General features: G+C 74.4%; 1 protein-coding gene. It reads left to right on the forward strand.

Going from position 1 to position 16,239, the window contains the following annotated elements; translation table 11 throughout:
* Positions 1–42 precede the first annotated feature (42 nt).
* Positions 43–16,239: a type I polyketide synthase gene (locus AB0E05_RS27290; RefSeq protein ID WP_361968098.1), complete on the forward strand. Its 16,197-nt coding sequence runs from the start codon at positions 43–45 to the stop codon at positions 16,237–16,239.

The following is a 16,239-nucleotide window of genomic DNA, read 5'->3' on the forward strand; positions in this document are numbered from 1 at the left end:
TCTCCTGGTGAGTTCCCCTCCCCCGAAAGGAACCGCGGCATCGTGCGCACCGACCTCATCGAGCCACTGCCCGTCGCCCTCCTGGAGAACGCGGCCCGCTTCCCCGACAAGGTGGCTTTCGAGGACGACCGGCGGGCGGTCACCTACGGCGACCTGGAGGCACGGACGCGCAGGCTGGCCGGTCACCTCGCCGCACTCGGCGTGGCCCGCGGCGACCGGGTGGCCATCTGCCTCGGCAACACCGTGGCCACCGTGGAGAGCTACCTCGCCGTCGTCCGCGTCGGCGGCATCGGGGTGCCGCTCAATCCGGCCTCGGCCCTGGCCGAACTGGAGTACGCACTCACCGACAGCGGCGCCACCGCGGTCATCACCGACCCCGTGCAGGCGCAGCGGCTGCGGCGCTCACCGGCCGTGCCGCCCGCCACGACGCTCCTGGTGACGGGCGAGGAGTCGGCCGCCGTGGCGGGGCCGGGAACGCACGCGTACGACCGACTCGCCGTCACCGAACCGCCCGTGCCCGCCCGGGACGACCTCGGCCTCGACGACGTGGCCTGGATGTTCTACACCTCCGGGACGACGGGACGCCCCAAGGGGGTGCTGTCGACGCAGCGCAACTGCCTCTGGTCCGTGGCCTCCTGCTACGTCCCGATACCGGGGCTGACGGACCGGGACCGGGTGCTGTGGCCGCTCCCGCTGTTCCACAGCCTCTCCCACATCGCCTGCGTCCTGTCCGTCACCGTGGTCGGCGCCACCGCCCGGCTCCTGGACGGCGGCACCGCGGACGACGTGATCAAGGCGCTCCACGAGGACGACACGACGTTCCTCGCCGGGGTCCCCACCACCTACCACCACCTGGTGACGGCCGCCCGGCAGAACGGCTTCTCCGCGCCCGCCCTGCGCATCGGACTGGTCGGCGGCGCGGTCACCGGGCCGGGCCTGCGCCGGGACTTCGAGGAGACCTTCGGCGTCCCCCTGGTCGACGCCTACGGCAGCACCGAGACGTGCGGGGCCATCACCGTCAACCCGCCCGACGGCGCCCGCGTCGACGGGTCCTGCGGCCTGCCCGTGCCGGGCGTCGGGGTCCGCGTCGTCGATGCCGGCACCGGCCTCGACGTCCCCACCGGAGAGGTGGGGGAGGTGTGGGTCAGCGGCCCGAACGTCATGGTCGGATACCACAACAGTCCCGACGCGACCGCCGAGGCGCTGCGCGACGGCTGGTACCGGACCGGGGACCTGGCCCGGCGCGACGACGCCGGGTACTTCACCATCTGCGGGCGCATCAAGGAGCTCGTCATCCGGGGCGGGGAGAACATCCACCCCGAGGAGGTCGAGACGGTCCTGCGCACCATCGAAGGCGTCGCCGACGCGGCCGTCTCCGGCGCGCCCCACGGCACGCTCGGGGAGGTGCCCGTCGCGTACGTGGTCCCCGGGCCCTCCGGCTTCGACGCGCGGACGCTGATCGACCGGTGCCGCGAACGGCTCGCCGCGTACAAGGTGCCGGAGCGCGTCCACGAGGTCACCGCCATTCCCCGAACCGCGTCGGGCAAGACGCAGCGGCTCCTCCTCGCCGACCGGCCGAGCCGGCTGCGGTACGCCGCGAGCGGTCACCACGAGGGGCTGCTCAGCCCGGAGTGGGCTCCGGTGGCGCCACCGGCGGACCGCCGACCCCCGGCCCGGACGTGGGCGGTCGCGGGCGGCGCATCGGCGGCCGGAATCGTCACCGCGCTGCAAGCCGCGGGCGCCGACGTACGGCACCATCCGGACCTGGCGGCGGTCGCCGACGCGGACGCGGTACCCGATGTGACGGTCGTCGTACGCCCGGTGGGTTCGGCTGACGCGCGGGACCGGATCACCGCCGGCCGTGACGCGGCCCTGCTCCTGGCCGGACAGGTGCGGGCCTGGCTGGCCCGCCCCGAGCTGGCGGCGGCCCGTCTCGTCGTGCTCACGCGCGGTGCGGTCGCGGCCCCTGCGCGGGACGGGGTGCAGGACCTGACGGAAGCTCCGCTGTGGTCCGTCGTCCAGTCCCTCCAGGAAGAGGGCGCGGGCGCGCTCACCCTCCTCGACTTCGACGCCGACGTGGCCCCTGCTGCCGACGCGCTGTTCGCCGCGCTCGCGTCCGACGAGCCCCGGATCGCGGTCCGTGCGGGCGCCCTGCTGGCCCCGCGGCTGAGCCGACTGCCCGTCATCGACGAGCCGGGCGGTACGCCCTGGTCCGGCGCCAGCGGCACGGTGGTGGTCACCGGGGCGGACACGGAGCGCGGTGCGGCGCTCGCGCACCGGCTCGCCACGGTGCACCAGGTGGAAAGCCTGCTGCTCGTCGATGCCCCGGGAGACGCCCGTACGCCGTCCGTTGCCGCACCGGTTCCCACGGAGACGGACACCGTGCGCGTGGCCGCCGACGGGCGCGACCCGGAGCGGCTGCGGGCTGCCGTCGCCGGTCTGAGACGGCCCGTGAGCGCGGTGGTGCACGCCGCCGACGACCCCGAACTCGCCCTGTTCCTCGACGGGACGGCCGCGGACGCGGAGGATGTCGCCTTCGTCGCGGTGTCCGGCGCGGCCGGGCTGTTGGGCACGCCCGGCAGCCCGGCCGCCGCCGTCGACGAAGCGCTGACCGGAGCGGTGGTGGGCAACCGGCGGCTGCGGAACCGGCCGGGCACCTTCCTCGCCTGGGCCGGGCAGTTTGGCGACGAGGACGCGGCACCCGACGACTCGGGGTGGGCGGGCACCTCGTTCCTCTCCGCCTTCGACACCGCCCTGACGACGAATCCCACGACGCTCCTGGCCCTCGACCCGAGCGCACCGACCGATCCCCGCCGGCTCCCCACCCTGCTGTCGGCCGTGGCCGAGCGGGCGACGCCCCGACAGAGCGAACCCGACGCCGCCGTCACGGCGGCCCTGCGCGACCGCCTGGCCGCGCTGGACGAGCGTGCCCAACGGGCGCTGCTGGAGGACCTGGTCCGCACGCGGGCCGCCGCCGTACTGCACCGGTCAGCGGCCGAACCGATCCCGTCCGACCGGGCCTTCCGCGACCTGGGCTTCACCTCGATGGCCGTGGTCGAGCTCCGCAACCGACTGACGGAGGGCACGGGGCTGCCGCTGCCCACCACCGTCGTCTTCGACCACCCCACCCCGGCGGCGCTCGCGGCCCGGCTGCGGGCCGAGATCCTCGGCGTCGTCGAGCCGGTGACCGAGGGGGTCCGGGCGGCCGACCCGGGCGAACCGCTCGCGATCGTGGGGATGGCGTGCCGGTTGCCGGGCGGCGTGGCGGGCCCGGAGGACCTGTGGCGCCTGGTGTCGGAGGGCCGGGACGCGGTGTCGGGCTTCCCCGACGACCGGGGCTGGGACCTGGAGGGCCTGTTCGACCCGGACCCGGACCGCGCGGGCACCTCGTACACCGACCAGGGCGGCTTCCTGCGCGGGGCGGGGCTTTTCGACGCGGGGTTCTTCGGGATCTCGCCGCGTGAGGCGCTGGCGATGGACCCGCAGCAGCGGCTGCTCCTGGAGACCTCGTGGGAGGCCCTGGAACGGGCGGGCATCGACCCGGGCTCGCTCAAGGGGGCCGACGTCGGGGTGTACTCCGGCGTGTTCGGCCAGGGCTACGGGGCGACCGGCACCGGCGTCGTCGCCCCCGAGGCGGAGGGCTTCGCGAGCACGGGTTCCGCGGGCAGCGTCGCGTCGGGCCGGGTGTCGTACGTGCTCGGTTTCGAGGGCCCGGCGGTCACGGTGGACACCGCGTGCTCGTCGTCGCTCGTGGCGATGCATTTGGCGGCGCAGGCGCTGCGGCAGGGCGAGTGCTCGATGGCGCTGGCGGGCGGCGCGACCGTGATGGCGACGCCCGGCACCTTCGTGGAGTTCTCCCGGCAGCGGGCGCTGGCCCCTGACGGGCGGTGCAAGGCGTTCTCGTCGTCGGCCGACGGCACCGGCTGGGCCGAAGGCGTGGGCGTGGTCGTGCTGGAACGCCTGTCGGTGGCGCGCGAACGCGGCCACCGCATCCTCGCCGTCCTACGGGGCAGCGCGGTCAACCAGGACGGCGCCTCCAACGGTTTGACCGCGCCCAACGGCCTGGCGCAGCAGCGCGTCATCCGCAGGGCGCTCGCCAGCGCCGGGCTGGTGTCGGCCGATGTGGACGCGGTGGAGGCCCACGGGACCGGGACGGCCCTGGGCGATCCGATCGAGGCGCAGGCACTGCTGGCGACGTACGGACAGGGCCGCGACGACGAACAGCCTCTGTGGTTGGGCTCGTTGAAGTCGAACATCGGTCATGCGCAGGCGGCCGCGGGTGTGGCCGGTGTGATCAAGATGGTGCAGGCGCTGCGGTACGGCGTGCTCCCGGCGACCCTGCACGTGGACGCGCCCACCCCCCAAGTGAACTGGTCCGTGGGCGCGGTGGAGTTGCTGACCGAGGCGCGGGAGTGGCCGCGCAACGGGCGTCCGCGCAGGGCGGGTGTGTCGTCGTTCGGGGTGAGCGGTACGAATGCGCATCTGATCCTGGAGGAGGCGCCGGAGGGACCGGTGTCGCCGGAACCCGTCCCTGTGGGTCCGGTGCCGTTGGTGGTGTCGGCGCGGAGCGCGGCTTCGCTGGCGGCCCAGGCCGAACGCCTTGCCGCGTATGTGGAGTCTGGCGCCGACGGTGCGTCGCTCGCGGCGGTGGCCGGGACGTTGGTGTCGGGTCGGGCTGTCCTGGGTGAGCGTGCGGTGGTGGTGGCGGGTTCGACCGAGGAGGCAGTGACCGGGTTGCGGGGGTTGGCGCGCGGTGAGCACGCGGTCGGTCTGGTGACCGGTACGGGTACGCCGGGCAAGGTGGTGTGGGTGTTCCCGGGGCAGGGTTCGCAGTGGGTGGGGATGGGGCGTGAACTCCTCGATTCTTCGGCGGTGTTTGCGGAGAGGGTTGGGGAAGTGGCGGTGGCGCTGGGCCGGTGGGTGGATTGGTCGTTGGTTGATGTTTTACGGGGTGAGGTTGATCCCGGGTTGTTGGAGCGGGTGGATGTGGTGCAGCCGGCGAGTTTTGCGGTGATGGTGGGGTTGGCGGCGGTGTGGGCGTCGGTGGGTGTTCGGCCGGATGCGGTGCTGGGGCATTCGCAGGGGGAGATTGCTGCGGCGTGTGTGGCGGGTGCGTTGTCGCTGGAGGATGCGGCGCGGGTGGTGGCGTTGCGGAGTCAGGCGATCCGTTCGGAGTTGGCCGGGCGTGGGGGCATGGCGTCCGTCGCCCTGAGCGAGGAGGAGGCGGCCACTCGTCTGGAGCCCTGGGCGGACCGGGTCGAGGTCGCCGCCGTCAACGGGCCGTCCTCCGTGGTGATCGCCGGGGACGCCGAAGCGTTGGACGAGGTGTTGGAGCGTTTGTCCGGCGAGGGTGTTCGAGTGCGGCGGGTGGCGGTGGACTACGCCTCCCACACCCGTCACGTCGAGGACATCCAGGGCGCGCTCGCCGAAGCCCTCGTGGAGGTCAGTGCGCGTACCCCGACGATCCCGTTCTTCTCCACCGTCACCGGCGACTGGGTGTCGGAGGCCGGGGTGCTGGACGGTGGGTACTGGTATCGCAATCTGCGGGGTCAGGTGCGGTTCGGCCCCGCCGTGGCCGACCTCCTCCGCCACGGCCACGGGGTGTTCGTCGAGGTGAGCGCCCACCCGGTGTTGGTGCAGCCGGTGACCGAGACCGTGGACGCGAACGGCGTCGATGCCGTGGTGACGGGTTCGCTGCGCCGCGAGGAGGGCGGTCTGCGGCGGCTCCTGACGTCGATGGCCGAACTGTTCGTACGAGGTGTGGACGTCGACTGGGCGGCGCTGCTGCCCGCACGGTCCCCCCACGGAGAACTGCCGACGTACGCCTTCGACCACCAGCACTACTGGCTGAAGCCGATCGCGGAGGCGACCGACGCGGCGTCGCTGGGGCAGGCGGCGGTGGATCACCCGCTGCTGGGCGCCGTCGTCGGCGCGCCGAACTCCGACGGGCTGACGGCCACGTCGAGGTGGTCGCTCCGGTCGCAGCCGTGGCTCGCGGACCACTTGGTGGCGGACGCGGTCGTGGTGCCGAACGCGGCCCTGGTCGAGGTGGCCGTCCGGCTCGGCGACCTCGCCGCCGCCCCCGTGCTCGACGAACTCGTCGTCGACGTTCCCGTGGTGCTCCCGCAGCGGGGCAGTCGCGGCGTGCAGGCCGTCGTCGGTGCGCCGGACGGGTCGGGGCGGCGGCCGGTGGAGATCTACACCCGCGCCGGGGACGCCCCGCTGCACGCGCGCTGGACCCGGCACGCGCACGGCACGCTGTCGTCCGGTGCTTCGGGTGCTTTCGGGGCGACGCCCTCGCCGGCCGGGCCCGAGACCGAGGTCGCGCTGGAAGGTGCCGCGCTGCGCGAAGCGGGCCGTTACGGTCTGCACCCCGCGCTGCTGGACGCCGCCGCGCGCACGGTCGTAACCGACGGCATGGTCGCGTCGGTGTGGACCGGGGTGACCCTGCTGGCGTCGGGTGCCACCGCGCTCCGTGTCCGGGCGGGCGGGACGTCGCCGGAGGGCACCGGGCTGCGACTGACCGACCCCACGGGTCAGCCCGTCATGACCGTCACGTCCGTACGAGGCACGGCGTTCGCCCTCGAACAGGTGCGGGCGGCGGACGAGGTGCCGCACGACGCGCTGTTCCACGTCGACTGGACGGAACTGCCGCTGCCCGCCGTGGACCGCCCGCTCGACGGCGTGACCGTCGCGGGCGCCGAGGACGTCACCGCCCGCGCCGGGCAAGCGGCCCCGGACGTCCTCGTGTACGAAGCCGTACGCGCGGACGCCGACCCCCGTACGCCGGTCAACGCGGTGCTGGCCGTGCTCCAGGCGTGGTTGGCCGAGCCCGCCCTGGCAGAGACGCGGTTCGCCGTCGTCACCGGGGACGGCGCGGAACTCGACGTGGCCGCGGTGTGGGGCCTGGTGCGGTCGGCACAGTCGGAGCACCCGGGGCGGATCGTCCTCGTGGACCTCGACGAGGACTCCCGGGCAGCGCTGCCCGCCGTGCTGCTCAGCGGCGAACCACAGCTGAGGGTGCGCGGCGGCGTCGCGACGGTGCCGCGGCTGGCCCGCGTGCCCGTACCCGAGGCCGCAGCCGGGCGGCCCCGTCCCCTCGACCCCGACGGCACCGTCCTGATCACCGGCGGCACCGGAACGCTCGGGGCCGCGACGGCACGGCACCTGGTCGCCGCGCACGGCGTCCGGCACCTGGTGCTCGCCAGTCGCCGGGGCGAGGCGCCGGAGCTCCAGGAGGAACTGGCCGGGACGGGGGCGTCCGTCACCGTCGTCGCCTGCGACACGGCGGACCGGACCCAGGTCGCGGACCTGCTGCGGGCGGTACCGGCAGCGCACCCGCTCACCGCCGTGGTGCACGCCGCCGGGGTCCTGGACGACGGAGTGCTCACCGAGCTGACCCCCGAACGCGTCGACACCGTGCTACGGCCGAAGGCCGACGCCGCACTGCACCTGCACGAGTTGACCCGGGACCTGGACCTCGCCGCGTTCGTCCTGTTCTCGTCGGCGGCCGGCGTCCTCGGCAACCCGGGGCAGGCCAACTACGCGGCGGCCAACGCCGCCCTGGACGCCCTGGTGGCCCTGCGCCACCGCGACGGCCTGCCGGGGGTGTCCCTGGCCTGGGGCTACTGGGCGACCGCCAGCGGCATGACCGCGCATCTCGGCGCCGCCGACCTGCGGCGCAACCGGCGCATCGGCATGACGGGCCTGACCACCGCCGAGGGCATGGCCCTCCTGGACGCCGCCCTGCGCACCGGAGCGGAGACGGCCGGCCCGCTGGTGGCGGCGAAGCTCGACACGGCCGCGCTGTCCGCGGCGGCGGTCGAAGGTCCACTGCCGCCGCTGCTGCGCTCCCTCGCCCCCGCGTCGCGTCCCGTGGCCCGGGCGACCGACCCCACCGGCCCCGCGTCGCTGCGGGAACGCGTCGCCGCCCTGGGCGCCGCCGAGCGGACCGAGGCCCTGGTCGACCTCGTGCGCGGGCACGCCGCGGACGTGCTCGGACACACCACGGCCGACGCCGTACGGGCGGACCGCACGTTCAAGGAAGCCGGGTTCGACTCCCTGACGGCGGTCGAACTGCGCAACCGGCTCGCCGCCGCGACCGGGCTCACCCTCTCCCCGGCGATGGTCTTCGACTACCCGAAGCCGGCCGTCCTCGCCGGGCACCTGGCCGCGAAGCTCCTCGGCGGGGTGCCGGACCGTCCGACCGAGCCCGGCGCCCCCGCCCCGACGGCGGACGAGCCGATCGCGATCGTGGCCATGGCGTGCCGCTTCCCCGCCGGCGCCCACAGCCCCGAGGACCTCTGGCGCGTGGTCACCGAAGGCGTCGACGCCGTCACCGAGTTCCCCGACGACCGGGGCTGGGACACCGACCGCGTCTTCCACCCCGACCCCGACCACGAGGGCACCACCTACGTGCGCCACGGCGCCTTCCTCGACGACGCCACCGGGTTCGACGCCGCGTTCTTCGGCATCTCGCCGAACGAGGCGCTCGCAATGGACCCGCAGCAGCGGCTGCTCCTCGAAACGTCCTGGGAGGCGTTCGAGCGGGCCGCGATCGACCCGGCCGCCCTGGCCGGGCAGGACGTCGGCGTCTTCGTCGGGATCAACAGCCACGACTACAGCGTGCGCCTGCACCAGGCGTCCGACGCCGCCGGCATCGAGGGCTTCCGCCTCACCGGCAGTTCGGGCAGCGTCGCCTCCGGCCGCATCGCCTACCACTTCGGCTTCGAGGGCCCCGCCATCACGGTCGACACGGCCTGCTCCTCCTCCCTGGTGGCCCTGCACATGGCGGCGCAGGCGCTGAACCGGGGCGAATGCTCCCTCGCCCTGGCCGGCGGCGTGATGGTGATGGGCACCGTGGAGACGTTCGTCGAGTTCTCCCGACAGCGCGGGCTCGCCCCCGACGGCCGGTGCAAGGCGTTCGCGGACGGCGCCGACGGCACCGGCTGGTCCGAGGGCGCGGGGCTGCTCTTGGTGGAGCGCCTCTCGGACGCCCGCCGCCGGGGGCATCAGGTCCTGGCCGTCGTCCGCGGGTCGGCCGTGAACCAGGACGGCGCGTCCAACGGCCTCACCGCGCCCAACGGGCCCGCGCAGCAGCGCGTGATCCGCAAGGCCCTGGCCCATGCGGGCCTCGGCACGGCGGACGTGGACGCCGTGGAGGCGCACGGCACGGGCACGACGCTGGGCGACCCGATCGAGGCGCAGGCGCTGCTGGCGACGTACGGGCAGGACCGGCCCGCCGAACGGCCGCTGTGGCTGGGGTCCGTGAAGTCCAACATCGGGCACACCCAGGCGGCGGCGGGCGTCGCGGGGGTGATCAAGATGGTCATGGCCATGCGTCACGGCACGCTCCCGAAGACGCTGCACGTGGACCGTCCGTCGTCCCACATCGACTGGTCCGCGGGCGCGGTCGAGCTGCTGACCGAGGCCCGGGAGTGGCCGCGGAACGGCCGTCCGCGCCGGGCCGGGGTGTCCTCGTTCGGCATCGGTGGAACCAACGCGCACGTCGTCCTGGAGGAGGCCCCCGACCAGGACGCACTCCGTCAGGCAGTCCCCGACCAGGCACAGGCGGCCGTGACCGAGCCCTCGGCCGACCGTCCCGTACCCGTCCTCGCGTCGGCGCGGACGCCCGCCGGGTTGCGCGGCCAGGCCGACCGCATCGCCCGCTTCCTCGACGACCGGCCCGACGTACGCCTCGCCGACGCGGCGCACGCCCTCGCCACCACCCGCGCCCGACTCGACCACCGCGCCGTCGTCCTGGCGTCCGACCGGCACCGGGCCGGAGCCGACCTCCGTGCCTTCGGCCGGGGCGAGGAGAGCCCCGCCGTGGTCACCGGCACGCCCGTCGCGGGCAAACTCGCCGTCCTCTTCACCGGCCAGGGCAGCCAGTGGCCCGGCATGGGCCGCGAACTCGCCGCGGCGCACCCCGTCTTCCGCGACGCCTTCGACACCGCGTGCGCCGCCGTCGAGGCACATCTGGGCGGCCACGCGGCACGCCCGCTGCGCGACGTGGCGTTCGCCGCGCCCGCGGCGCCCGGCAGTGACCTGCTCGACCGGACCCTGTACACCCAGGCCGCCCTGTTCGCCCTGGAGACGGCGCTCTTCCGCCTCTTCGAGTCCTGGGGCGTACGGCCGGACCTCCTCGCCGGTCACTCGATCGGCGAGATCACCGCCGCACACGTCTCGGGCGTCCTCGACCTGGCCGCGGCGGGTGAACTCGTCGCCGCCCGTGGCCGGTTGATGCAGGCCCTGCCCGAAGGCGGCGCGATGGTCGCCGTCCAGGCGACGGAAGCCGACGTCGAGCCCCTGCTCGCACGGGCGCGGGGCGCGGTCTGCGTCGCCGCGGTGAACGGCCCCGACGCCCTCGTGCTGTCCGGCGCACAGGGCGCCGTACTGGCCCTCGCGCAGGAACTGGCGGACCGAGGCCGCAAGACGCGGCGGCTCCCGGTCAGCCACGCCTTCCACTCCCCGCTCATGGAACCCATGCTCGACGAGTTCCGCACGGTCGCGGAGGGACTGTCGTACCGCTCGGGTGACCTTCCCGTGGTGTCCACGCTGACCGGCGGGCCCGCCGGGGACGGGCTGCTCGCCACCCCCGGCTACTGGGTCGACCAGGTGCGCCACACCGTGCGGTTCGGCGACGCCGTCACCTCGCTCCACGGGCACGGCGCGACGACGTACCTCGAACTGGGCCCGGGCGGGGCCCTCGCCGCCCTGGCGCTCGGCGTGCTCGACGCACCGGAGCAGAGCTGCATCGCCGCCCTGCGCAAGGACGGCAGGGAGACCGCCGACGTCCTGACCGCGCTCGCCGGACTGCACGTGCGCGGCACGGCCGTGGACTGGACGGCCGTACTCGGACACCCCGCGGCGGCGGCCGGAGCGGACCTGCCCACGTACGCCTTCCAACGCCAGCGGTACTGGGTCGAGGTCGGCGGCACCGTCGTCGACGCACCGAGTGACGACGCGGCTTCCGCGTCGCCCGAAGACGTCGTCGACGCACCGGCGGTGACCGGTGCCGTCACGCGTCGCGTGGTCGCACGACCGGAAGGCGCCTCGGACGCCTTCGCCGACCGGCTGACCGGGCTCGCGGCCCCGGAGCAGCACCGCCTGGTCCTGGAGCTGGTCCAGGAGAGCACCGCGGTCGTGCTCGGCCACCGCGAACGGAACGGCTTCGACGAGGAACAGCCCTTCAAGAACCTCGGCTTCGACTCGCTCAGCGCGGTCCGGCTCCGCAACCGGCTGCGCGACTTCACCGGCGTGGACCTGCCCACCACCCTGGTCTTCGACCACCCGACCCCCGCCCTCCTCGCGGGCTTCCTGCGGGCCGAACTCCTCGGCGAGCAGCTCGGGATCCCCGCCCCGGCCACGGTGGCGGCGGTCTCCGACGAGCCCATCGCGATCGTCGCCATGAGCAGCCGCCTGCCGGGCGGAGCGGACAGCCCCGAGGAGCTGTGGCAGCTGCTCGTGGAGGGCCGGGACGCGATCTCCGGCTTCCCCGTGGACCGCGACTGGGACCTGGAGGGGCTGTACCACCCCGACCCGAGCAACCCGGGCACGAGTTACACGCGCTCCGGCGGCTTCCTCCACGACGCGGCACGGTTCGACGCCGGGCTCTTCGGGATCTCGCCGCGCGAGGCGCTCGCGATGGACCCGCAGCAGCGGCTCCTCCTCGAAACCTCCTGGGAAGCCCTGGAGCGGGCGGGCGTCGATCCGCTGTCGGCCCGGGGCGAGGACATCGGCGTCTTCACCGGAATCGTCCACCACGACTACGTGACCCGGCTCCACCAGGTGCCCGAGGACGTGCAGGGCTACCTCATGACCGGTACGGCCTCCAGCGTGGCGTCGGGCCGGGTGTCGTACGTCTTCGGCTTCGAGGGCCCGGCGGTCACCGTGGACACGGCCTGTTCGTCCTCGCTGGTGGCCATCCACCTGGCGGCGCAGGCGCTGCGGCAGGGCGAGTGCTCGATGGCGCTGGCCGGCGGCGCGACCGTGATGGCGAGCCCGGACGCCTTCCTGGAGTTCTCGCGGCAGCGCGGACTGTCCGCCGACGGGCGGTGCAAGGCGTTCTCGTCGACGGCGGACGGCACCGGCTGGTCGGAGGGCGTGGGCGTGGTCGTCCTGGAACGCCTCTCCGTCGCACGGGAACGCGGGCACCAGGTGCTCGCGGTCATCCGGGGCAGTGCGGTCAACCAGGACGGCGCGTCCAACGGGCTGACCGCGCCGAACGGTCCGTCGCAGCAGCGCGTCATCCGCCGGGCCCTCGCCACGGCGGGCCTCTCGCCGTCGGACGTGGACGTGGTGGAGGCCCATGGCACGGGCACGGCTCTCGGTGACCCGATCGAGGCGCAGGCGCTGCTGGCGACGTACGGACAGGGTCGTCACGAGGAACAGCCCTTGTGGCTCGGTTCGTTGAAGTCGAACATCGGTCATACGCAGGCCGCCGCCGGTGTGGCCGGTGTGATCAAGATGGTGCAGGCGCTGCGGTACGGCGTCCTGCCGCCCACGCTGCACGTGGACGAACCCACCGCGCAGGTGGACTGGTCGGCGGGCGCGGTGGAGTTGCTGACCGAGGCCAGGGAATGGCCGCGCGGGGACCGTCCGCGCCGGGCCGGGATCTCCGCGTTCGGCGCCAGTGGCACGAATGCGCATCTGATCTTGGAGGAGGCGCCGGAGGGGTCGGTCTCGGAGGAGCCGGGTCCTGTGGGCGTGGTGCCGTTGGTGGTGTCGGCGCGGAGTGTGGGTTCGTTGGCGGGGCAGGCCGGGCGTCTCGCGTCGCATGTGGAGTCGGGTGTGCCGCTGGCGGGCGTGGCCGGAGCGTTGGTGTCGAGCCGTGCCGTCCTCGGCGAGCGGGCCGTGGTGGTGGCCGAGTCGGGCGCCGAGGCCCTTGCCGGGCTGCACGCGCTGGCCCGGGGCGAAGGCGGGCCGAACCTGGTGACCGGGAGCGCGACCGGCTCGGGCGCCCGCGGCAGGGTCGTGGTGGTCTTCCCGGGGCAGGGTTCGCAGTGGGTCGGGATGGGGCGTGAACTCCTCGATTCTTCGTCGGTGTTCGCGGAGCGGATCGCGGAGTGTGCGGCGGCTCTTCGGGCGTGGGTGGATTGGTCGTTGGTTGATGTTTTGCGGGGTGAGGTGGAGCCGGGGTTGTTGGAGCGGGTGGATGTGGTGCAGCCGGCGAGTTTTGCGGTGATGGTGGGGTTGGCGGCGGTGTGGGCGTCGGTGGGTGTTCGGCCGGATGCGGTGCTGGGGCATTCGCAGGGTGAGATTGCTGCGGCGTGTGTGGCGGGTGCGTTGTCGCTGGAGGATGCGGCGCGGGTGGTGGCGTTGCGCAGTCAGGCCATTGCCACGGAGTTGGCGGGGCGTGGGGGCATGGCGTCCGTGGCGCTCGGCGAGCAGGAAGCGGTCGCGCGCCTGGAGCCGTGGGCCGGGCGGGTCGAGGTGGCCGCGGTGAACAGCCCGTCCTCTGTCGTGGTCGCGGGTGATGCCGAAGCTTTGGATGAGGCGTTGGAGGCTCTTTCCGGCGAGGGTGTTCGGGTGCGGCGGGTGGCGGTGGATTACGCGTCGCACTCCCGTCACGTGGAGGACATCCAAGGCGCCTTGGCGGAGGCCCTGTCCGGGATCAGCGCGAAGGCTCCGGTGGTGCCGTTCTATTCGACCGTCACCGGCGGCTGGGTGTCGGACGCCGGGGTGTTGGACGGCGGGTACTGGTATCGCAATTTGCGGGGTCAGGTGCGGTTCGGCCCCGCGGTCCACGACCTGCTCGGTCAGGGCTACGGGGTGTTCGTGGAGGTCAGCGCCCACCCCGTACTCGTCCAGCCCGTCACGGAAGCCGTGGACGCGGGCGAGGTCGACGCCGTGGTGACCGGGTCGCTGCGCCGCGAAGACGGCGGTCTGCGGCGGCTGCTGGCCTCCATGGCGGAGCTGTTCGTACGCGGCGTGGCCGTCGACTGGAGCGGTGTGCTGCCCGCGCGGTCCCCACGCGTGGACCTGCCGACGTACGCCTTCGACCACCAGCACTACTGGCTGCGCGAGGCGGCAGCGGAAGACGCCGCCACCGACGCGGCCGAGGGTGCGGACGCCGACTTCTGGGCCGCGGTCGAGCAACAGGACGTGGACGTCCTCGGCGAACTCCTCGAAACGACGTCGGCCGACGAACGCGGTGCCCTGGACGCCCTCGTGCACGCACTCGCCGAATGGCGGGTCAGGAGCCGCCGGAGGTCGACGGCCGAGAAGCTGCGCTACCACGTCACCTGGCAGCCGCTCGCCCACGAGGCAACGGGCGTGCCCGGCGGCCGGTGGCTGGTGGTCGTCCCGGCCGGACGCACCGAGGACAGCGGGACCGACGCGCTCCTGGCGGAACTGACCGGCCTCGGGCTCGGCACCGTACTGCTGGAGGTCGGCGCGGCCGACGGCACCCGCGAACGGCTCGCCGAGCGGCTGAGCGGAGTCCTCGCCGAACACGACGTGACCGGTGTGCTCTCGCTGCTCGCCCTGGACGGGCGCCCCGACGGTCCGCAGGACCCGACCGCCGTCACGGCGGCGACGCTCGTCCTGATCCAGGCCCTGGGGGACACCGGCGCGACGCCGCCCCTGTGGTGCCTCACCAGGGGCGCGGTCAACATCGGCATCCACGACACCCTCACCTCGCCGGCGCAAGCCGCACTGTGGGGCCTCGGCCGCGCCGCCGCACTCGAACGGCCCGACCGGTGGGGCGGTCTGATCGACCTGCCCGCCGCGCACGGCCCGCGCACGGCCGGCTCGCTGCTCGGCGTGCTGAACTCCGCCGCAGGCGAGGACCAGCTCGCGGTCCGGAAGTCGGGCGCGTACGCGCGCAGGCTGGTCCGCAAGGCAGCACCGGATACCAGCGGTGACGGCGGCTGGCAGCCCCGGGGCACCGTCCTGGTGACCGGCGGCGCCGAAGGGCTCGGCCGGCACGTCTCCCTGTGGCTCGCGGTCGTCGGCGTCGAACGGCTCCTCCTCACCACCACCGCGCACGCGCCCGACGGCAGCGTGGCCCAACTGCGCGCCGACCTCGCCGCGCTGGGCCTCGCCACCGCGGTGGAGTCCTGCGCCGACACCGACCGCGACGCGCTCGCGCGCCTCGTGTCCGCGCAGGACCCCGAACAGCCCCTCACGACCGTCGTGCACGCGGCCGACATCACACGGACCAGCACCGTCGACGACACCGGCGCGCACGACCTCGCCGAGGTGTTCACGGCCAAGGTGGACACGGCGCTGTGGCTGGACGAACTGTTCGAGGACACCCCGCTCGACGCGTTCGTCGTCTTCTCCTCCATCGCCGGGGTGTGGGGCGGCGGCGGCCAGGGGCCCTCCGGAGCGGCCAACGCCGTCCTCGACGCCCTGGTCGAACGGCGCCGCGCCCGGGGACTGCGGGCGACGTCCGTCGCCTGGGGAGCCCTCGACCGGATCGGCGTGGGCATGGACGAAGCAGCCCTCGCCCAGCTGCGCCGCCGGGGCGTCCTGCCCATGGACCCGCAGTTGGCCGTGACCGCGATGGTCCAGGCGGTACAAGGCAACGAGAAGTTCGTGACGGTGGCCGACATGGACTGGGGCGCCTTCGTCCCCGCCTTCACGTCGGTGCGCGCCAGCCCCCTCTTCGCCGACCTGCCGGAGGCCGCGGCGGTGCTGCGGGCCGCGCGCGACGACGGCGCGGACGGCGACACCGCGGCGTCCCTCGCGGACTCCCTGCGGGCGGTCTCCGACGCCGAACAGAACCGCCTCCTGCTGCGCCTGGTCCGCGGCCACGCATCGACGGTCCTCGGCCACGGCGGCGCGGACGGCATCGGCCCGCGCCAGGCGTTCCAGGAGGTCGGCTTCGACTCGTTGGCGGCGGTGAACCTGCGCAACAGCCTGCACGGGGCCACCGGACTGCGCCTGCCCGCAACGCTGATCTTCGACTACCCCACGCCGGAGGCGCTGGTCGGCCTCCTGCGCACCGAACTCCTCCGGGAGCCCGACGACGGCCTCGCCGGGCGGGAGGACGACCTCAGGCGGGTCCTGGCGTCCGTGCCGCTCGCCCGGTTCAAGGAGGCCGGGGTGCTGGACGCCCTCCTCGGCCTCGCCGAGGCCGAGAACCAGAACGCCGTTGACGCGGGCACGGACGCGGGCACCGGCACGGGCGGCCGGGCCGGCGCAGGCCCGGCGACCCCCGCGGACACCGAACTGATCGACGCGATGGACGTCGCCGGCCTGGTGCAACGCGCCCTGGGCAAGACGAGCTGA

Origin of the sequence: Streptomyces sp. NPDC048057 (assembly GCF_040653095.1) — a bacterium.
Taxonomy (GTDB): Bacteria; Actinomycetota; Actinomycetes; order Streptomycetales; family Streptomycetaceae; genus Streptomyces.